20 protein-coding genes and 1 tRNA gene are annotated in these 20822 nt (G+C 43.8%); 9 read left to right on the top strand and 12 right to left on the bottom strand.

Going from position 1 to position 20822, the window contains the following annotated elements:
• The first annotated feature begins 37 nt into the window (after nucleotides 1–37).
• Together EDC51_RS10810 and gntR are read left to right on the top strand one after the other, a co-directional pair.
• Nucleotides 38–132, top strand: a tRNA-Sec gene (locus EDC51_RS10810).
• 18 nt (nucleotides 133–150) lie between these two features.
• On the top strand, nucleotides 151–1149 hold the full coding sequence (gntR, locus tag EDC51_RS05520; protein WP_131928399.1) for a gluconate operon transcriptional repressor GntR: 999 nt from the start codon (nucleotides 151–153) through the stop codon (nucleotides 1147–1149).
• Nucleotides 1150–1348: 199 nt separating this feature from the next.
• Here gntR and EDC51_RS05515 read toward each other — a convergent pair whose 3' ends face one another.
• From EDC51_RS05515 to ilvC, 3 genes are all read right to left on the bottom strand, one after another.
• Complete coding sequence (locus EDC51_RS05515; protein ID WP_131928398.1) at nucleotides 1349–1978, bottom strand: glutathione S-transferase N-terminal domain-containing protein; 630 nt, start codon at nucleotides 1976–1978, stop codon at nucleotides 1349–1351.
• Between the two features lie 161 nt (nucleotides 1979–2139).
• The gene (locus tag EDC51_RS05510; protein WP_131928397.1) at nucleotides 2140–4893 is read right to left on the bottom strand and encodes an autotransporter outer membrane beta-barrel domain-containing protein; all 2754 of its coding nucleotides are present in this window, start codon (nucleotides 4891–4893) and stop codon (nucleotides 2140–2142) included.
• A 224-nt stretch (nucleotides 4894–5117) separates the two neighbouring features.
• Entirely contained in the window at nucleotides 5118–6599 is a 1482-nt protein-coding gene (ilvC, locus tag EDC51_RS05505) for a ketol-acid reductoisomerase (protein WP_131928396.1), read from the bottom strand.
• Nucleotides 6600–6831: 232 nt separating this feature from the next.
• Here ilvC and ppa point away from each other — a divergent pair, with 232 nt between their 5' ends.
• From ppa to EDC51_RS05470, 7 genes are all read left to right on the top strand, one after another.
• Nucleotides 6832–7359: an inorganic diphosphatase gene (gene ppa, locus EDC51_RS05500; protein ID WP_015433573.1), complete on the top strand. Its 528-nt coding sequence runs from the start codon at nucleotides 6832–6834 to the stop codon at nucleotides 7357–7359.
• Between the two features lie 60 nt (nucleotides 7360–7419).
• Nucleotides 7420–8184 (top strand): M48 family metallopeptidase, encoded by a 765-nt coding sequence (locus tag EDC51_RS05495; RefSeq protein ID WP_015433574.1) that lies wholly within the window; start codon nucleotides 7420–7422, stop codon nucleotides 8182–8184.
• Between the two features lie 217 nt (nucleotides 8185–8401).
• Complete coding sequence (locus EDC51_RS05490) at nucleotides 8402–8767, top strand: YgiW/YdeI family stress tolerance OB fold protein (protein ID WP_131928395.1); 366 nt, start codon at nucleotides 8402–8404, stop codon at nucleotides 8765–8767.
• Between the two features lie 75 nt (nucleotides 8768–8842).
• Entirely contained in the window at nucleotides 8843–9517 is a 675-nt protein-coding gene (locus EDC51_RS05485) for a response regulator (protein WP_025290032.1), read from the top strand.
• Entirely contained in the window at nucleotides 9504–10922 is a 1419-nt protein-coding gene (gene qseC / locus EDC51_RS05480; protein WP_131928394.1) for a quorum sensing histidine kinase QseC, read from the top strand. Before EDC51_RS05485 ends, qseC begins: the two co-directional genes overlap by 14 nt.
• 95 nt (nucleotides 10923–11017) lie before the next feature.
• On the top strand, nucleotides 11018–11719 hold the full coding sequence (locus EDC51_RS05475; RefSeq protein ID WP_015433583.1) for an AzlC family ABC transporter permease: 702 nt from the start codon (nucleotides 11018–11020) through the stop codon (nucleotides 11717–11719).
• Nucleotides 11706–12035 (top strand): AzlD domain-containing protein, encoded by a 330-nt coding sequence (locus tag EDC51_RS05470; RefSeq protein ID WP_015433584.1) that lies wholly within the window; start codon nucleotides 11706–11708, stop codon nucleotides 12033–12035. Before EDC51_RS05475 ends, EDC51_RS05470 begins: the two co-directional genes overlap by 14 nt.
• Nucleotides 12036–12067: 32 nt before the next feature.
• Here EDC51_RS05470 and EDC51_RS05465 read toward each other — a convergent pair whose 3' ends face one another.
• The 9 genes from EDC51_RS05465 to EDC51_RS05425 form a co-directional block, all read right to left on the bottom strand.
• On the bottom strand, nucleotides 12068–13303 hold the full coding sequence (locus EDC51_RS05465) for an NAD(P)/FAD-dependent oxidoreductase (RefSeq protein ID WP_131928393.1): 1236 nt from the start codon (nucleotides 13301–13303) through the stop codon (nucleotides 12068–12070).
• A 127-nt stretch (nucleotides 13304–13430) separates the two neighbouring features.
• The gene (locus EDC51_RS05460; RefSeq protein ID WP_131928392.1) at nucleotides 13431–15776 is read right to left on the bottom strand and encodes an MMPL family transporter; all 2346 of its coding nucleotides are present in this window, start codon (nucleotides 15774–15776) and stop codon (nucleotides 13431–13433) included.
• Entirely contained in the window at nucleotides 15773–16366 is a 594-nt protein-coding gene (locus EDC51_RS05455) for a LolA family protein (RefSeq protein WP_131928391.1), read from the bottom strand. The genes EDC51_RS05460 and EDC51_RS05455 overlap by 4 nt, the downstream gene beginning before the upstream one ends.
• On the bottom strand, nucleotides 16363–16809 hold the full coding sequence (locus tag EDC51_RS05450; protein ID WP_211334994.1) for an acyl-CoA thioesterase: 447 nt from the start codon (nucleotides 16807–16809) through the stop codon (nucleotides 16363–16365). Before EDC51_RS05450 ends, EDC51_RS05455 begins: the two co-directional genes overlap by 4 nt.
• A gap of 84 nt (nucleotides 16810–16893) precedes the next feature.
• Nucleotides 16894–17319, bottom strand: coding sequence for a hypothetical protein (locus EDC51_RS05445; protein ID WP_015433589.1), 426 nt, complete (start codon nucleotides 17317–17319; stop codon nucleotides 16894–16896).
• A 12-nt stretch (nucleotides 17320–17331) separates the two neighbouring features.
• A complete protein-coding gene (locus tag EDC51_RS05440) occupies nucleotides 17332–18258 on the bottom strand; it encodes an LpxL/LpxP family acyltransferase (protein WP_131928389.1) in 927 nt (308 codons plus the stop codon).
• Nucleotides 18255–18977 carry a glycosyltransferase family 2 protein gene (locus EDC51_RS05435; protein WP_131928388.1) on the bottom strand — a complete coding sequence of 241 codons (723 nt, stop codon included), beginning with the start codon at nucleotides 18975–18977 and terminating at the stop codon, nucleotides 18255–18257. The genes EDC51_RS05440 and EDC51_RS05435 overlap by 4 nt, the downstream gene beginning before the upstream one ends.
• 81 nt (nucleotides 18978–19058) lie before the next feature.
• Nucleotides 19059–20264, bottom strand: a complete 1206-nt coding sequence (locus EDC51_RS05430; RefSeq protein ID WP_131928387.1) for an AMP-binding protein — start codon at nucleotides 20262–20264, stop codon at nucleotides 19059–19061.
• A 4-nt stretch (nucleotides 20265–20268) separates the two neighbouring features.
• Nucleotides 20269–20820: a COG4648 family protein gene (locus EDC51_RS05425; RefSeq protein ID WP_131928386.1), complete on the bottom strand. Its 552-nt coding sequence runs from the start codon at nucleotides 20818–20820 to the stop codon at nucleotides 20269–20271.
• Nucleotides 20821–20822: the final 2 nt, after the last annotated feature.

The following is a 20822-nucleotide window of genomic DNA, read 5'->3' as shown; positions in this document are numbered from 1 at the left end:
AATTCTAATCAATTCGCTACAATATCGCCACTTTTTCGGAAGGTAGTCGTATCCGGTGATGCGGCAGGACTTCAAATCCTGTTAAGGACGCCAGCGTTCTTGGGTGGGTTCAACTCCCATTGCCTTCCGCCAATCAAATAATCCATTCTCATGAATAAACCAAAACGCCCAACTCTACAAGATATTGCGACGCATCTCGGCATTACCAAAATGACGGTGAGCCGTTATCTACGTAATCCCAACACCGTTGCGAAAGAAACCGGTGAAAAAATCGCTGCTGCCATTGAGCAATTTGGTTATATCCCAAACCGTGCGCCAGATATTCTCTCTAATGCCAAAAGCCGTGCCATTGGGGTTTTAGTGCCTTCGCTGACTAACCAAGTTTTTGCTGATGTGATTAAAGGGATTGAGCAAATTACTGATAAAGCAGGCTATCAGACGATGCTTGCTCACTATGGGTATAGTGAAGAGAAGGAAGAACAGCGGATTGAATCACTGCTTTCTTACAACATTGACGGGATTATTTTGTCGGAAAACCATCATACGCCTCGTACACTGAAAATGTTGGAAGTGGCAAACATTCCTGTGATTGAAATTATGGAAAGCGGTGAAGGCGGTATTCAACAAGCAGTTGGTTTTGACAACATTTCTGCGGCTCAAGCAATGGTAGAGACGATGATCAGTCGTGGTTGTCGGCAGGTGGTCTATTTCGGGGCGAGAATGGATAAACGTTCTAAACTGAAAATGCAAGGGTATGAGCAAGCGATGCGAAAACACGGCTTAACCCCTAATAGCATTACCACAGAACAGCACTCTTCTTTCACGCTAGGCGCAACTCAGCTCAAACAAGCGTTACAACAATTTCCACAAATAGATGGTATTTTTTGCACCAATGACGATTTAGCAATCGGGGCATTATTTGAGTGCCAACGCTTAGGCATTACCGTGCCAACACAGATCAAAATTGCGGGCTTTCACGGGCACGATGTGGGGCAATCGCTTACGCCACAACTAGCCAGCGTGATTACTCCTCGCTTAGAGATGGGTAAAATTGCTGCCGAAGAACTGCTTAACCGCATTCACGGTATTCCACAGCAAAGTGCCATTATCAATCTGGGTTATCAAATTCATTTAGGGGAGAGCATCTAGGAAACGGCATGCCTCAGAATCTTTGATAAAACCTATTGCTCAATACAAGCGGTTAAATTTACCCAAGAAACAGCTCGATGAGTATATTTGGTTTGTACTGACTTAGTCGACTTTTTCTCATTGGGTTATCTTAACCTAAATAGAGGTTTTAGCCGTTATCTACATCCCCTTTCATAAAAATTTAACCGCTTGTCATAAATCACGCCATATACGGCTTGGTTTGTGCTAAACACGAATAACGACTATTCATCTCTATCGCCCAGTCGGATAATTTCGCTAAGGCAGAATAATTTGCCGAACCACAAGCTTCAAAGCGGAAATTCAAAAAATCCACTAAACAAACCACATAAAGCGTGGCAATATTCAGCTCAAAACCAACCGCTTGCACCGCTGCCCATACCATATTTAACGAACGTTCATTACGCTCTACTACCTGCTTGTGGCGTGCTGTCCACCACTCATTCTCAGGGCGAAACATTTTTTCTGGCAACATCAAGGCAGTAGCGTTTTCCAAAATGCCCTCTGCGAGTTTATACAGATTCAGCCAATCCCAACGATCTTCACCCAGTGGAAACAGAGATTGGCTGCCATTTTGCACACCTAAATCGTCCAAGTATTCCGCAATCAGCGAACTATCAAACAGCCATTTGCCATTATCTCGTTGCAGTGCTGGGATTTTCCCTAACGGATTAACCGCATTCTGCCCAGAATCCAACGCAAATGCTTTGGTGGTTTGCAGTAATTCAATTTGATTCTCTAAGCCGTGAAAATGTGCCACCGCCCGCACTTTACGCACAAACGGGCTAGTGGTGGAGTACCAGAGTTTCATAGTTATTACCTCAGAAGTGAGAAAATTTCTAAGCGGTGTAAATCGGGAATTTTATTGCCATAAAACAAAAAGGTGCAGATCGACGAACATCACACCTTTACACTTCTTTTTTGGAGTAACGCCGAGTTATCTTAATAGGCTAAAGCTACTTTTTATTAAACCTACCACTGATAACGATAGTTCACTATCGCCGCCAATAGCTGACGAACCTGATTACCATAGGTTTGCACTACTTCGATACCAATACGATGCGATCCGTTACCAGCATTCAGCCCCAGAGCCGCTTGCAATCTGCCCTTGCTTTCTGGCACATCAAACAGATACTGATTCACACGCACTTTCGCATTATTACTTCTTTCAGCAATACCATTCACTTCCGCATAAGGTTGTACCACCCAGCCATTGGCAAATTCAAAGCCTTTTGCTAAACGAAAACCAGTTCGAGCCGTAAACAGATTTAAACGTTTTTCATCATCTTTGCCTGCAATGGTGTGATAAGACAGTTGAGCTTGTGGCGTCAGTGTCCAGTTCTGCCCAAAGATCATACGTTTACCAATTTCATTAGATAAGCTAACTGCGTGATATTTGCGTTTTTCACTTGCTTGAGAAGTTAAACGTTCATATTTTACAACATTGTCCACATACCAGCCGTCAGCATTTGCAAAAGTAGCGTATAAACCGACTGCTTGCGAACGCAATTTGCCTTTGCCATATTCACCATTGAAATCCACATCAGCACGACTTGAACCAACAAATCCACCTAAGCGAACATTCTCGGATACCGCACGATCTGCACCAATTTGCAAATTGTGATAATCCATTTCAAAGCCCGATGAACGGCTATCAGCCGAAACGGCTTGAGATTTCGCTTTATGGCGACCATTGACATTTTTCACCCAAACACTATTAGCTTGCTCATTTTTTAGTTCACCTAAACGCTGATGAACACCTTGTAAATTTTGGCTAATCAATAAACCTTGTGCTTGACGTAGGGAAACCAGTGCATTCGATTTTTCACTTAATGCTTTCATTGCTGGCTGTTCGTTTGGCACGTTGTCAGTCGCTATTTCTACAATTGCAGGCACAACAGGAGTAACCACTACTACTGGCGAAACCGTTTCTTCTGCAGATGTTTCAGGAATTGGCTGCTCGATCTGTGGCTCTAGCTGAACTTCTGGCTCAGTAATGACCACCTCAAGTTCTGGCTGAACTTCTGGCTCGGTAATAACTACTTCAGGTTCTGGCTTAACTTCTGGCTCGGTAATAACTACTTCAGGCTCTGGCTGAACTTCTGGCTCGGTAATAACTACTTCAGGTTCTGGTTGAACTTCTGGCTCGGTAATAACTACTTCAGGTTCTGGTTGAACTTCTGGCTCGGTAATGACCACTTCAGGTTCTGGCTCAGATATTGGCTCAATTCTATTAGAAAGTACCCAATTAGTCCCATCTTTATTCAGAAAATACCGATAAGCACCCGCATCAACAAATTCTCTATCTTTTAAAGCAAAATTTGCGATACCGTCTTTAGTTTCAACCAAAGTAACTTTTCCACCAGATGTTTTTGGCTCATTACCCGAATCTTTCACTGTTAAAGTATGTTCACCACTCGATGAGCCATTAACAACAATTTTATCACCTCGCTGTGAAGCAATATCTGTATTTAGCCCAAAATGCAAATTCCCACTCAGATTTCCATCAATAGTTAAAGTTGAAAAATAACTTGCTTTATCTACTTCTATAGTAGAATTTGCTCCAGATAAATCTTTAACTTTTCCAGAATAATCTGAAGAATACTTCCATGTAGAATCGTTTAATGTTACCGCCATTTTTCTGTCATGAATATAACCAATTAATGTCGAATTTCTGGCGATTAATTGATTTTCTTCTGCATTATTCCAAAACCCTTCCTTTCTAAAAGCTTTAGTATTTACAGTACTATTTTCAATTTGAACATTTAACCCTGTATTAAATCGCCCATCAAACGAAGAAATTGCAGTATCTGCACTTAAATGGCTATTTCTAATAGTAATATTATTCTGACCATTACCTTCACCAAAAAGAATAGAATTAGTTCTATTACTAACAGATAAAGTTGAATTATCTACAGAAATAGTCGCATTCGTCATAGAAAATAAAGCATCGCCCTTCTCACTTATTAATTGGCTGTCTTTTAATAACATTGTTGAGTTTGTTAAACTCACTAAACTCGTAAAAAAAGAAGATGTACTGGCAATATTTTTAACATGGGAAAGATTAGATGAAACAACATTTAATTCAGAACCATTCAAATAAATGAAGCCTGCATCATTATTTGATGATAATGTTGAATTAGAAATATTGATGGTAGAGCGATTAAGTCCATTAATTTGAACAACATTCGAATAGAAATTCGAACTTTCTTCATCCGTGATAGATGATTTTAAAATACTATCATTAATATTAACTGTTGCAGCATTATCCGCATATAAAATTTTTGCATGTTTCGAAGAAGTATGTGTGACATTACTATTATTCAGTGTTAATGTTGAATTATCTACATTTAAAAGGTTATTTAGATTATTAGATAATGTATTTAATTCTAAAGTTGCATTATTAAAAATCACTGAAGAATTTTCACTTGCCGAAAAGAGATCTATATTTCCACCAAATCGCCAATACCTCTTAGATCTTTTCTCCCCATCACCCAAAATAGTCACGTGATTAAAGGTTGCATTCGTATTTCTTAACTCAATTTCGGGATCTTCCGTATTTGTACCCGATAAATCATATGTACAATAATTACGTAAAACAGTCTGATCTTTTAATAAAAAACCTTCTGTCACAGTATGCTCGCAGGTTTCTGCGCTCGCCAAATTAGAAAAGCCTGCATAGACTAACAACATCGCAATAGGCGTTAATTTTAATGACCTTTTCATAGCATTTCCTTCAATTTAAGAATAAATACAATAATCCCTTAGAGGCACTATCTCGTTTAATACGGTTTCGTTCCTCAAATGCACCAGCAACGATTCATTTCTACTCACTCGTTAAATAAAAACAAGCGGTCAAATTCTAACAAATTTTTGCAAAATTTCAGCCAAAATTTACCGCTTGTTTCAAATAGTAAAAAAGGGGCAAAAGCCCCTTTCAATATTACTCATTAACCTTGCGAAGAAATACGTTTCATATCCGTCATATAACCACGTAATTCTTGACCGATGTACTCGATTGGGTGGTTACGGATTGCATCGTTTACATCACGCAATGTTACGTTGTCAATTTCAGTCGCTGGGGTTGGTTCGCCTAAATCGCCACGTTGTAAAGTTGGGATCACTTTTTCACGCAAAATTGGGGTCGCCACGTTTGCGAATAGGTAGTTACCGTATTCTGCGGTGTCTGAAATAACTACGTTCATTTCGTACAAGCGTTTACGAGCAATGGTGTTGGCAATTAACGGTAATTCGTGGAGTGATTCATAGTATGCTGATTCTTCATAGATGCCGCTTGCTACCATTGTATCAAAGGCCAATTCCACGCCAGCTTTTACCATTGCCACCATAATTACGCCGTTATCAAAGTATTCTTGTTCAGAAATTTTGATATTGTCGCCTTTTGGTGCGTTCTCAAAAGCGGCTTTACCGGTCTCTTCACGCCATTTTAATAGGTTTGCATCGCCGTTTGCCCAGTCTGCCATCATGGTTGATGAAAATTCGCCACTGATGATGTCGTCCATATGTTTGTGGAATAAGAAGGTTAATTCTTCTTTAATTTGCTCAGAAAGTTCAAATGCACGGAGTTTCGCTGCGTTTGAAAGTCTGTCCATCATTAAGGTGATACCGCCTTGTTTTAACGCTTCGGTGATAGTTTCCCAACCGTATTGGATCAATTTTGCAGCGTATGCTGGGTCTTTGCCGTCCGCCACTAATTTTTCATAGCACACGATAGAACCTGCTTGAAGCATACCGCAAAGAATAGTTTGCTCGCCCATTAAGTCCGATTTTACTTCGGCAACGAAAGAAGATTCTAACACGCCCGCACGGTCGCCACCTGTGGCACTCGCCCACGCTTTCGCAATCGCTAAGCCTTCGCCTTTCGGATCGTTTTCTGGGTGAACCGCGATTAAGGTTGGCACACCAAAACCACGTTTGTACTCTTCACGTACTTCTGTACCCGGGCATTTTGGTGCAACCATTACCACAGTAATGTCTTTACGAATTTGTTCGCCTTGTTCTACGATGTTTAAACCGTGAGAGTAACCTAATGCCGCACCTTGTTTCATTAACGGCATAACGTCCGCAACCACTTTACTGTGTTGTTTATCAGGGGTTAAGTTCACCACTAAATCTGCGGTTGGGATTAACTCTTCATAAGTGCCCACTTTAAAACCGTTTTCGCTTGCACGCACGAAAGATGCACGTTTTTCATCAATCGCCGCTTGGCGTAATGCGTAAGCGATGTCTAAACCAGAATCACGCATATTTAAGCCTTGGTTTAAGCCCTGTGCACCACAGCCCACAATCACGATTTTTTTGCCTTTTAAGAAATTGCAACCATCTGCAAATTCATTACGATCCATAAAACGGCAACGACCTAATTGATCTAGCTGCTGACGAAGATTTAAGGTATTGAAATAGTTAGACATTGTGTTTTCCTCATTGTGAAATGTAGGGGCGAATCACATTCGCCCATTTAATGAGAAGCAGTATACTGAGCTTTTTTTGTTGCGTAAAATGATATTATCAGAATATATAATTGCATTTTGAGCAACATTATTTGCAAATTTCTGCTTAAAATCTACCGCTTGCTTTTCGCTTTTTACAATATCCGCTATAATCAAGCGAATTTTCACTCCACTATTTTAGAAGGAAACCAAAATGGGCTTAGAAAACGTACCTGCTGGTAAAGAGCTACCAGATGATATTTATGTTGTAATCGAAATTCCTGCAAACTCAGATCCAATCAAATACGAAGTGGACAAAGAGAGTGGTGCATTATTCGTTGATCGCTTCATGGCAACAGCAATGTTCTACCCAGCAAACTACGGTTATGTAAACCACACTTTATCTTTAGATGGTGACCCTGTGGACGTATTAGTGCCGACACCATACCCATTACAACCTGGTTCGGTTATTCGTTGTCGTCCAGTTGGCGTATTAAAAATGGAAGATGAGTCTGGCGTAGATGCGAAAGTGATTGCCGTACCACATACTAAATTAAGCAAAGAGTACGACCACATTCAGGACGTAAACGATGTACCAGCACTATTAAAAGCACAAATCCAGCACTTCTTCGAAAGCTATAAAGCGTTAGAAGCGGGTAAATGGGTAAAAGTATTAGGCTGGGAAGATGTTGCCGCAGCACGTCAAGAGATCTTAGAATCTTTCGAACGTGCCAAAAAATAATCCTATTTAATTTTGTTAAATGCCAAAGTTTACTTTGGCATTTTTTCTATGGAGTAGATAATGAAAAAATGGACTAAAGTTGCCAGTACTCTGTTTGTCACGGGTGCTTTAAGTGCCTGTGTAACCACAGAAGGCATTAATCAAGAGGCCGCCAGTAGCTATGCACGAGTAAAACAACAAGCCGCTGCCCAAGGTGTGATTGATACCAGCTCACAAACTGCGAAACGCATTTATTCCGTATTTAATACGATGAAACCTCATGCAGAGCGCGAAAATAAAACCGGTGTACCCTTTAATTGGGAAATTACCGTTTTAAAATCGAGTGAATTAAATGCATGGGCAATGCCAGGCGGTAAAATGGCGTTTTACACAGGATTGGTGGAAAAACTGAATTTAAATAATGATGAAATTGCTGTTGTAATGGGGCATGAAATGGCTCATGCACTACAAGAGCATGGTAAGTCAGACCGTACCGTCAGTGCGGTAACAGGTATTGCCGCAACCGTTGGCAGTATCGGATTACAAGCAATGGGCATTCAAACCAATTATGGTGGTATTGATTTAGTTGGTACTATCGCCGATCTTGGTGTAAATAAGCCCTTCTCCCGCAGCCAAGAGACGGAAGCAGATGAAGTTGGCTTAACCTTAATGGCAAAAGCAGGCTATAACCCAGAATATGCACCAAATTTATGGAAAAAAATGAGCCAAGCAACCGGTGGAGGTAGTTCCATTTTCTCAACTCACCCATCGAATGAAGCGCGTCAAGCAAATTTAGCACGCCTAGTGCCTGAAGCAATGAAAGTATATCAAGCGAATAAAAAATAGCTTATTGCCTTGAGAGAATATAAATATCAAGAGAGAGATATTCTGATTAAGTTTCTCTTAAGCTTTCAATGCTTTAATAATTTTAGGGCTGTTGATAATTCAAAGTAAACAGCGTTATCACCGAAAAATAGCGCAGGCAAGGAAGCCTCTGCATTATTGACAGACCCTAGCAATGTTATTTTTACACTTTTATTGACTTAAAAAAGGAATGGACTCAATGAGAAAATTACTTTCATTCGCAACACTCCTCACACTCTCTTCGGTTGCTTTTGCCGGTTTTGATGCGGGTCATCAAACAGGCGGTTTTAATGCTGGCACAGGCAAATCAGCAACGGTTGCGCAAGCACTTAAAGCTAATCAAGATGATATGCCAATTCAATTAACTGGAAAAATTATCCGCCAAGTAGATGGCGATGAGTTTATCTTCCGCGATGCCACAGGAGAAATCAAAATTGAAGTAGAAGATGAAGCATGGCAAGGTCAAAATATCACTCCAAATGACACTATTACTATCTTTGGTAAAATCGATAAAGAGCGTTTTAAAAGCAATACGGTTGATGTTTACCGTATCCAAAAACATTAATCTTATATTGCAAGCGGTTGAATTTTGTAAAATTTCCGCCAAATTCAACCGCTTGCTTAATAAAGGGATAAGCTTATGCGAATTTTATTAATTGAGGATGACAACCTAATTGGTGAAGGTTTAAAACTGGGTTTAACTAAATCTGGCTTTAGTGTCGATTGGTTTCAGGATGGCAAAACAGGTGCGCAAGCAGTTAATACAGCAGCTTACGATGCGGTAGTTTTAGATCTCACCCTACCACAAATGGATGGACTAGCAATCCTTAATTTATGGCGTAAAGCAAATAACGATGTCCCTGTATTAATTTTAACCGCACGCGACACACTGGATGAACGCATTGCCGGTTTACAACACGGCGCAGACGATTATCTCTGTAAACCTTTTGCGCTTGCCGAAGTTGTGGCTCGCTTACAAGCACTTATTCGCCGTCGTTATGGGCAAAGCAACCCTATATTGCAACATGAAGCCGTTAAATTTGACCCAAATCAGCGTAAAGTCTTTTTAAACGAAAATGAAATTGCGCTAACTACCCGAGAATATAATTTGCTTGAGTTGTTTATGCGCAATAAAGAACGAGTTTTAACCCGCTCAGCTATTGAAGAAAAACTCTATACTTGGGATGATGAAGTCAGTTCTAATGCATTAGAAGTCCATATTCATAACCTACGCCAAAAACTGGGCAAACAATTTATCCGTACGGTACACGGTGTTGGTTACACGCTGGGGAAAACCAAACATGAGCCTGTTTAAAAACCGGAGCTTACGCTTTCGACTCATCTTAGTTATCTGTGTTGCCTCATTATTTATTTGGCTACTCTCTACCACCGTTGCTTGGTTTCAGGTACGCAAAGAAGTGGATAAAATGTTTGATACCCAACAAATTTTATTTGCACAGCGACTCGCCTCTTCCAATCTACATTCACTACTTATCGAACGCCGCCCACCAAAGGAGCTGCGCCGTGAATTTCGTAAAGAAATTGCCGGCAGAGGATTCTTAAAAAGACATTTCAAAAAAGTGGGCTTTGATGACGATGCCCTCGCTTTCGCCGTCTTTAATCGCCACGGTGAAATGTTATTGCACGATGGCAGCAATGGCGAATTTTTCCCCTTTGCACCCAAACCCAACAACTTCTCACGCGACTATCTCACAGACGGTGATGATGATCCATGGCAAATCTTCTGGCTGCCTGTTGTAGATGGCAATCTAATGATTGCGGTTGGTCAAGAAATCGACTATCGCGATGACTTAATCGAAGATATGGTCATTGGACAAATGTGGGTGTGGTTTGTCAGCCTGCCACTTCTACTGATTTTAATCGTATGGGTAATTAACTATGAACTCAAAAGCTTGCGACAAGTAAGCGATGAAGTACGCCGCCGAACGCCTGAAAATAGTCAGCCAATTACTACTGAAGTACCACAAGAAATTGCACCATTAGTAAATAGCTTAAACCAATTTTTCGATCGTACTTCCGCTATGTTATTAAGAGAGCGGCGTTTTACCTCCGATGCAGCTCATGAACTGCGTAGCCCGCTTGCTGCACTTAAAATTCAAACAGAAATTGCACAAATTGCCGGTGAAGATCATGAATTACGCGAAAAAGCATTAAATAACCTCACAAAAAGTATTGATCGCGCAACACAACTTGTGGAACAGCTGCTGACACTTTCGCGCTTAGATAACTTACAACAACTTGAAGATTTAGAGCCAATTGACTGGGAAAAACTCATCCCATCACTCATTGCTGAGCTCTACTTCCAAGCAGAAAAACGCCATATTGATTTGCAATTTTTCACCAAAACTGCACCGCTTGTACGGCAAGGACAGCCATTGTTACTTTCTTTAATGTTACGTAATTTGCTGGAAAACGCGATAAAATATTGTTCTGAAGGCTCACAAATTCGCGTCACACTTGATAACGATTGCATCATTATTGAAGATAATGGTGGCGGAGTAGAAGAAAGTGATCTTATGAAACTAGGGCAACGTTTTTATCGCCCAGCAGGACAGAATGAAAAAGGTAGTGGTTTAGGGCTTTCCATTGCATACCGTATAGCGGAGTTACATCACTACAAAATTATGCTCAGCAATGGCTTCGAGCTCAAAGGTAAAAAAGGGTTAAAAGTAACCGTCTGCTATAAAGAACAGCAATAAATTTTGTAAAATTTAGTACAAAATTTACCGCTTGCCACACTCGCAATTTTCTGAAAAAAGCGGATAATACTGCTTTTTCCTGACTTTATTTGCCAATGTCTTTAAATACTGAAAATAGTTGGAAAAATGCTTTCCGGCTAACCAGCCCAATTTTCATGGGCTACTTTGCTGCCGGAGTAGCTTACGGTATGCTCGCCACCAATGCCGGTATGCCGGCATGGTTTACTATCGCAATGTGCTTTACCGTTTTCTCCGGTACAGCTCAATATGCTGCCATTCCCTTTTTTGCTTCTGGTGCGGGTGTACTCTCGGTTTTTCTCAGCACATTACTCATGAGCCTACGTTTTATTTTCTATACGCTAAATATGCATGATGCATTGCCTAAAGAAAAACTCAAACGTATTTTCACATTAAGTTATCTTACTGATGAAAACTTTGCGCTACTCTCAACATTCTCGGCAGAAAAACGCCAAGCCTTGATGTTCAAAACCAGCATTTTAGGCATGTCGTACTGGACCTTTGCCACCATCGTTGGGGTTGTGCTTGGAGACAGCGTGGCGAATTACATTCCAAATTTAGACTTCGCTCTCCCCTGCCTATTTACCATTCTCGCTTTTGAACAATACAACAGCCAAAAGCAGTGGAAACCGATCGCCATTGCACTTATTGGCTTTCTACTTGCTCGCCAAATTACCGACACCAGTGTCTTACTCGTCGCGATTTTGCTCGCAATTATTATCGTCTCCTTATTGCCACAATCATTAAATCATAAAGAGAAAAACAATGCCGACCACTGATATTCTTGCCATGTTTGCGGCACTCATTCTTGGCACTCAACTCTGCCGTTTTATCCCCGAATTTCTACCGAAAAAGGTACTTGCTCACCCAATTTTGCAGAAATTAAATAAAACCTTACCGCTTGTGATCATGTTGCTGCTGGTACTGACAAGTTTAACTATCCCTCACAATAACAGCGACATGCCCCTTCTCTACGCCCAACTGCTCGCGCTTATTTGCGTAATACTCAGCTACAAATGGTTTAAAAACACCCTGCTCAGTGTCGCACTAGGCATTGCAAGTTTAAATGGCATACTGTGGGTATTCGGGGCATAAGCCATATACGGTAGCGCTAAGCGGCTGGAAAATTAATCCTGCGTTGCCAAACCACAAATTTCAGCAAGTGCGGCTAAACGAGATTCAGATTTCGCCACAAACGGATTATTTTCGTCCCACGCATAACCTGCAAGGATTGAGGAAATCATTTGGCGGATTTCCGGTTGCGGATTGCGGGCGTAGATCACATCTTGGAATGCGCAGTCATACCAGCCGTTTACATAGGTACGGAAGGCGTTTACCCCCACCATCAGCGGTTTGGTAAATTCCTGCTCCCAATCAACCGCTTGCCCATTGAGTTGTTGAGTAACAAGACGGGCGGCAAGTTGTGCCGAGTGTAGCGCAATCGTCACACCAGAGGAGAACACTGGATCTAAAAACTCAGCCGCATTGCCCAGCAGGGCGAAATGTTTACCGTATAGGGATTTTACATTTGCCGAGTAGCCTTGAATGTTACGGAACGGAAATTCGTTGTTCCAGTTGGCATTGGCAAGAATGCGGTTTAGCATTGGGCATTCGAGGGCAAATTTTTTCAACACGGTTTCGCTGTCGCCTTCCAGCACATCAGGCAAGCCGACCACGCCGATAGAACAACGGTTATCCGCAAATGGAATTAACCATAGCCAAACATCACGATGGCTTGGGTGCGTGGTAATCAAAATTTTATTGCGGTCGAAGTCTTCGGCGGTAATGTTGTCGTCAATATGGGTAAAATGTGCTAAACGTGCCGGCAGGTGAGACGGTGTATCCAACTGCATTAAGCGAGGCAATACACGCCCGTAACCACTGGCATCTAACACAAATTTGGCTTGAATTTGATAGGCTTCACCGGCTTCGGTACGAGCCGAAATTACCGCCAGATCCCCCGAATTATCCAACGCTAACACCTCGTGCCCGAATCGCACTTCCACGCCTTTTTTGGCGGTTTCATCGATCAAAATTTTATCGAAAATCCCACGGCGGACTTGATAAGTCGTTCCCGGCCCGGCGGTAAATTTATCGGTAAAATCAAAATAGGTGTAACGATTCCCCCAAGTGAAAGCCGCCCCGTTTTTGAACTGGAAACTCGGTTCAGCGTGAACCGCCTCGACCAACCCTGCATCCTCTAAAATTTCCATACAGTGTGGTAGCAGGCTCTCGCCAATCACAAAACGTGGGAAATGCTGTTTTTCCAACACGCACACTGAAAAACCCTGTTTTTTCAGCAGCGAGGCAGACACCGAACCTGATGGGCCGGCACCAATAATCACGACATCAAATTGTTGCATACTCTTTTCTCCGTTGGGTGCGTTTTAAAGCACCGCTAAACATAATCCATTTTATTTGATGGTGCGTTAGCACAAATGATTGTATTTGAGCGCAGGTACGAAGTGCCAGCCAAGCGAGTAAACGACTCTAATTAAAAATTTTAAAGGTAAAGATCACACTAAATACGATACCGAGGCTAACACTTAAACCGAAACTTGCCACTGCTGGTGTATGGCTCTGGCTGAGCAGTAAAAATGAAATCAGCGTGGTAGTGGCGGCAAGCAATACCGCAATCCGTTTTGCCGCCAGAGGCTCTTCGGCAGTTTGCATATAGGCGGTATAATCAATGCTGATTGCTGAAACCAGCAACAAGCCAAACATCGCAAACAGGCTAATCGGCAGCCCCAGCCAGCCGAACAGTGCCATGGTTGCCAAAATCGCCCCGAACGGCACAAGCAACATTCGAGCAGTGTGGCGTAGCCCAAAGAAATAGCCTAGCAGCAAGCCAGCCAGCCCGAAAGAGACCACTTTCAGCCACGCCGCTTGGTTGCGGCTCTGTTCAAAGGCTTGGTTGAGGTAAGCACGTTTGTCTTGCCAAAAAATATCAACGCCGTTTGCAAGCGGTGTCATTTCCGCAACATTTTGCAAACCGCTGATTTTCACCACGCTCGCCACTTGCCCCTGTGCCAGCTCGCCCAAATAGAGCGAACGCCAAGCCTGCCCGAGTTCGGTCTGCAACGCACTTTTCAAGGAAATCGGTTTTTCTTGGGCAAATGCTTCAATCGCCTGTTGAATATGAGCTTGCTCAATGCCGATCTCGCTTAAAACCGCATAATCCTCAGGCTGAATTTGCCTTGCCAGTTGTTGCGTAAACGCCTTTTGTTGTTGCGGTGACATTATCCACTGGCTCAATGCCTGAAACGAGTGAATTTTGCCTTGTTGCTGTAATAAAAGCAGTTGTTGTGTCAAATTTTGCTCTTTATTGAGCAAATTATCATCATTTTCGGCGATCACTAAAAAATACTGACTACCGAGATCGGTTTGGGTGATACGGCTGATTTGTTGTGCATCGGCAAGCAAATTTTCCGGCAATGCAACCCAATGGCGAATATCGTCTTGCCAGTGGGTTTGGGCTAAGCCACTTATGGTGAATATGCCCAATATCACATAGCCTAATTCAGACCAACGAGAGAATGTAGGAGCGTACTGCGTACGCCCGTCACAATGTTTATTCCAACCAATGAACGTCAATAATGTTTTGAACGGGCGTAGGCAGTACGCCCCTACATTTAGAACCTGAGCTTGTTTATGCCGTTGAAATAACATCGGCAAAAACAACACCGTTGCCAACATTGCCGTCACCAACGCCACAGCAGAGAAAAGTGCGGTCTGTTTTAGCACCGTTAAGGGCGTGAAACCTAACAGCAGATAGCCCAGCAATGTCACCAGCAGGCTAATCAAAAAGCTGAACCGCAGGCGGTTCATCGCCTGTTGTGGCTGCCAATTTGGGTTGGAAAGTGCGCCGCTCAGCCAATGGAGCGGGAAATCGATTAACACCCCAATCAGGCTGGTGCCGATAACCAAGGTTAAAATATGAATATGCCCAAAGCCCAGCACCGTTGCCGTTATGCCACACAACATTCCCACCGCAATCGGCAAGAACAGCCACAGCACTCGCAACGAGCGGAAAACACCCAGCAGGAGCAGCAGAGTAAAGCCAATGCCAAGACTACTCATCAGCACACTTTCTGTTTCCGCTTGTTGTTTAGCGTGAGCCGCAAACAGCGAAGTGCCGGTAGCGAGTAATTTGCCGTGTTGAGCTTGGATCTGTTGCTTGCTCTCTTCAACCAGATTTAACAACGCCAGCGAGGGGCTAACCAAATCCGCCTGAGCTAATTCGGCGTGAATGGCAACCCACGTCATTTTTTCGCTTTCTTGATAAAGCATTCCGTTTTCCGAATGCCATTTAAGCGAAGACAAGCCCTGTGCGGCACTCAATGCAAAACGCCCAAAGCCAAGCCAATCTTGGTTCAGCGGTAACAGATTTTGTTGTTGGAAAGGGTTCGCCAGTTGCTCGGCATAGGCTTGAAAATAGCGGTTTGGCTGGCTGAGTAGCTCTGCTCGCACGGTTTCCGGCAAGGTTGCGACACGCAGTTGCTGCAATTGTTGGCGAAGAGTGGGCAAATTAGGTTCAACCCGCCAATTTACCACCGAAAAATGACCGCTCTTTTGCCATTTTTCGCCCAATTCAGCAGTAAGTTGAAAGGCGGATTGTGCCTCAGAATGCCCGACAAGGGCAATGAATTGGCGGTTAAGTTGCGCCTCTTGGTGGCGGTCGGCTTGTCGTTGTGCTGCCGACCAATGGCTTTCAGGGAGTAATGCTTGCAGTTCGGTTTGGAGCCAACCGCCTTGGCGCAACTGTACGCCAAAGACAATCAACACGCCCAATAAAAACAGGGCGTAAAGCCAACGGCAAGCGGTCAATTTTTTCATTCTTTTTGCAACGCAGATTGGGCAAATGCCGATAACGGCTGATCTTGCTGAATTTGCTCGAAACGGATCAGTGTGCGATCCCCCTGTTTTTCCCGAATTTCGATGCTTTTCACCACCAGATCGCCTCGGATTTCAATATTGTCAAAAATCTGTTTCATCAGCAAACTGTTCGGCACAAGGCTGAGTTGCCACGCTTTTTCGGTGCCGTTCAGTTGCAGATCAAATTGTGAAGAAAGTGCCGCCACATCGCCCGACAACAGCCCTAAAAACAGCTTAATCTGTTCCGACTGCCCGAGTTGCTGGCTGCTTACCCACTCCGAACCGTTCCACTGGCTAATGCCGTCTGCTTTCACACGCAGTTGGTTTTCAAACGGCTTTTTCATCTGCCACAGTAAGCCCTGATTTTTCAGCAACACAAAATCACCCTGTGTCGTCATCGGCTTGGTTAGCCCGTTTAAAAAACGTTGCTGGCTAAACTGCCCTTGCAAATTGCTTGGCTTTTGGAGTTGCAAAACTAAATCTTGTTGCGAAAATGCCACAACAAGTGGTGAAAATAGGCTAAAAATCAGCAAAAAGATCAATTTTTTCATTCTATATTCTCTGCCACAAAGCCCTGATAATTTTCCACCGCACTTCGCCAAGACGGAGGGGTTTGGAACTGCATTTCTTGACTGGCAATTTCCACCGCCACTTGCGTGGTGCTGCCGGTGGTTAATTTCTTGCCGGTGGCAAGATCGACAATAGTGTAATCAAAGCGAATGGAGCTTTCATATTCCACCAACGCCACATCGACCCGAATTTTTTGGCGAAACAGCGCAGGGCGGACATATTTTAAATTCAGTTGCACAATCGGATAGCCGTAGCCGTGGGCTTTCATCACGTCATAGGTGTAATGAATTTGCTCCAAAAAGGCACAGCGAGCCATTTCCAGATATTTGACATAATGCCCATGCCACATAATGTCCATCGAATCCACATCAAAAAACGGGATTTCATATTCGGAGGAGTGGCGGGCGTAAATGTGTTTTTTTATTCGCATAATAGTAGGGTATGTTTACCAATGCGCCGTTTTAATAAAATGAAAGAATAAGGTGCATTAACAAATGCACCTTAGGAATTATTTAGTAATGTCACCTTTTAATGCAACACCTGCCATAGTGCGGCCGGCATGGCATTCAAATTGTGTTGTGCTACTAAATTCTTTGTGATTGTAGTTGCTCACAATATTGCCAACTTTAGTAACGCCAGCTCGTCTAGCGCCTTCTTGCATTCGTTTTACTGCAGATAAAAAGACCCAGTTACAAGCTTCAGCATCTGTTTTGTTTAAAGCGTTGGTGCGCTGACTAGTGGTTGCACCAGCTCTAACCACCTCCCCTGGTGCTGGTGTACCAAAATAGAGTTTGATATTTGGATCTAAAACTTCTTTCGCTTTTGACGAGTTAAGTACTTCTTGAATAGAATAATATTGAGTATCATTGCGAGGAGCACAAGCAGAGATCGCCACAACTACAGCCGCAATAGCAGCTAGTCTAATAAATTTCATAAGTTCTCCTTATTAAGATTGTTGATGCCAAAAATCATAGAAATTAAACCACAAAAGCGGATTTTTCGCACACGCTTTTTCAAGCAGTTTGGCATAGTTTTGCATGGCTTGTTGAATGTTCTGCTGACGAACTGTGCCTCGTCCGCTAATCGGTGGGCTGAATTTACGCAACTGCAAGCGGTATTTTCCATTCTCTTTTAAGCAAAAAACCGTGTTGAGTTCCGCTTTTAGCAGACTTGCCAGCAACCACGCCCCTTCGGGGAAGTTTGCAGATTTTCCGAGAAATTCAACCGCTTGGGTTTTATCCCCCCGTAGCGGAACACGGTCAGCAGCCAAGGCAATCCACTCGCCTCGTTCAATCCGTTCGCTTAATTCCAACATTTTTTGTGCGTCCAACTCGTCCACTTGAATTAACGAAAGCTCACTCGCACCAGCTTTTGTCAAGGCTTGATTAAACACCTCTGCATTACGACTATGCACCAACACATTTAGCTTAAAATGCGGGAGATGACCACTACCCACCAATGCTCGGCAAATTTCCATATTGCCAAAATGGGAACAAACTAAAATCTGCCCTCTCCTTTTAGGATTGCCCATTTCTGCATGGAGATTATCTGCATCATCCACCACTAAATCTGTATAGCAAATTTTACGTTGCCACACGGCAAAACGGTCGGTTATTGCCTCGCCAAAGGCAAGAAACTGACGAAAAACCGCCTGTTTCGGAAGTCTAAGATGAGGAAAAGTCGCCTGTAGATGAGTGTGATATTCGGCAATATGCGAGCGGGCTTTTTTTGAGGTAAGGTAAAAATAAAGCACCACCCAAAAGGTAACAAAACGAATGCCTCCCAGCGGAAAGTACTTCACAATTAAGGTGGTTAAACGTAGAAAAAACGGCGAGCCACGCTCTGCTTGTTTTGCCCAGTGGGTTGATTTCATCGCATTTTCCCCATAAGCCAGCGCCTCAACATCTTGAAAAACAGCCGTGCATGCATTTTGCTGATAAGCCAATTATCCGCCCAACCTCGAAAGTGTGAAACACCGCCGGCTTCATATTTCACCTGCGTGCCCACCCAAACCAGTGGAATTTTACGCCAGTGGCAGTGAACAAGAATTTCAATGTCGAAATCCATTCTGTCGCCAAGCTGCTCGCTTTGTAAAATCAGCATGACTTCGGCAAGCGGATAGAGGCGGAAGCCACACATTCCGTCCGCAATTTGGGTGGAGTGAGTGTTTACCGCCAGCCAAAAGTTGGTGATTTTCCGCCCATAGAGCCGTGCTTTTGGCGCATCCTCGCCATAAATCGGTTTACCGCAAATGCAAGCGGTCGGATTTGCCCGAGATTTTGCAAGCATTTCAACCACGTCTGCCAAGTTGTGCTGACCGTCCGCATCCACCTGCACTGCGTGGCTAAATCCCAGCTCAAAGGCTTTTGTTAAACCGGTTTTCACCGCCACCCCTTTACCACCGTTTTTCTCACGAAAAACCAACTGCACTTTGTCACTTTCCAGCGTTTTCAGCACCCTTTTATGCTCGATTGAGGAGCCGTCATCGACAATCAATACCGGCAAATCAAGCGCAAGCAATTCTGCCACCACCTTGCCTATAGTGGCGGAATGGTTGTAGTGGGGAATGACGGCGGTGGGCGTGAAGTTCATTGTTCTTGTTTCCTAAATCGTGCTTTTAATTTTTCAATCTCTTCTCTTGTATTATATCGTTAAATACACATTCTATATTTATTATACTTTTTCCAAACACACCCTCTCAAAATCCGCTCGGCTGATTTTCGATTGGCTGTTTCTTGGCAGTTTGTCGCAAAAACGCCAGTAGCGGGGCAGGGCAAATTTTTCTTGGGTTGGGAGCAAGTGCTTTCTCAATTCGGCGATCAGACTTTTCCGCTGTGCTGCCAGCCCTGCTGAGTTGAGGGCAACCCATGCCACAGGGCGTTGATGTTCAGGGTGTAAGCCAAGATAGCAATCGCTCACCCAAGGGTGTTTCAGCAAATCTTGCTCAATTTTTGCCAATGAAACCCGCTTGTCGCCCAGTTTGACGATGCGGTCAATCCGCCCGAGTAGTTCAAAGCCGTTCTCAGCAAACTGCACGCTGTCGGCGGTCTGTTCACGTTGTGCCAACCACGGGCTTTCTACCCACAAGGCTCCGTCTGCATTTAAGCCAAGCCGGCTTTGTGGCATTGGCTGCCAACCGCCTGCTTGGGTGCGATGGGCAATCACACCGGTTTCGGTGCTGCCATAGATTTCAATGATCGGGCAAGCAAGGGTATGACGCAGTGCCGAAGCGGTCTGTGCCGGCAATGCCCCGCCGGAAGAGAGAATGCCAGCAAGGGGGAGCGTAGCAAATTCAGGGTTAGCCAGATGGAGGTTCATCAGCAGTGCCGGACTGCTGATCCAGACTGCTTTTTGACGGCGGGTTTCGGCAATCAGAAATTCGGGGTATTGCAACGCTGCCCCGCCCAATTGCCAGCCCATTTCTAATGCCAAGAAGATGCGAAAGGTTAAACCGTAGAGGTGCTGAGTGCTGACACTGCCGAGCAGTTGCACAGTCCCGCCTTTTTCGAGTGGTAACACATGCGAAAGTGCGGCTGCTTCACACCACATTTGTGCAGCGGTTTTGCGGATAATTTTTGCCTCGCCACTGCTGCCCGAGGTTTTCAGCCAAATCTCGCTTTCACTCTGTTTATCCACAAGCGGTAGGATTTGCTCGATTTCTTGCAAATCGCCAACCTCGGCAAGATTATCATCACAAATAAACAGATCGGCGTTTTCGTCCAGCCACGCCCGATTTTCCGCCAATAAATTCGGCGGTAAAAGCAACCGCACGTTGGCGTGCAAACAGTGAAGCAACACTTGGGCGAACCGGCGACTGTCTTCCAGCCACAGCCCAACAGATTGGATATTATGTTCGGTTAAATAATCGGAAAATTTCATTGTGTTATCGTTGTATCACTATTTTTCGGTACAACCATTCGCCCCCCATCACCACGCCCATAATGACATAGGCAATCACGCCGGTGTAAATCGCCCACCACGCAAATTGTTCGGCAGCGATAAGCAGGGTTGAAATCACTATATTCAGCATAAACACGCCACACCAAAGTTGGGTCACTTTTCGGGTGTAACGCACGCCCTCTTCGGGCAAATTCGGATCTTGCAAACGGGCGAGGCGTTCGACTATGGTTTGATTTTGCCACAAACTGCCGCCAAACATCGCCAGCATAATGCCGTTGATGATAATCGGATACCAATACATTGTTTCAAGGCTTCGGCTAACCCCAACAATCAGTAAAATAATCGCCATTAAAATGGCAAAAAATTGCTGAAAATCAACCGCTTGCAGCCCCGCTTTCGCCCCCCAGCAAAGCGCAAGCAGAAACGGCAGATAGCCTAATATCGAGCTATCCTGCCCCTGCCACAGCCAAATAAGGGGGTAGGCGAGGCTTAATAGCGTAAGTAAAACGGTTATCAGCACAGTCAATTTTTTCATTG

Origin of the sequence: Bibersteinia trehalosi, assembly GCF_004346205.1 — a bacterium.
Taxonomy (GTDB): domain Bacteria; phylum Pseudomonadota; class Gammaproteobacteria; order Enterobacterales; family Pasteurellaceae; genus Bibersteinia; species Bibersteinia trehalosi.
Note: the sequence above shows the minus strand (reverse complement) of the source record. Positions and strands in the feature narration are given on the sequence as shown.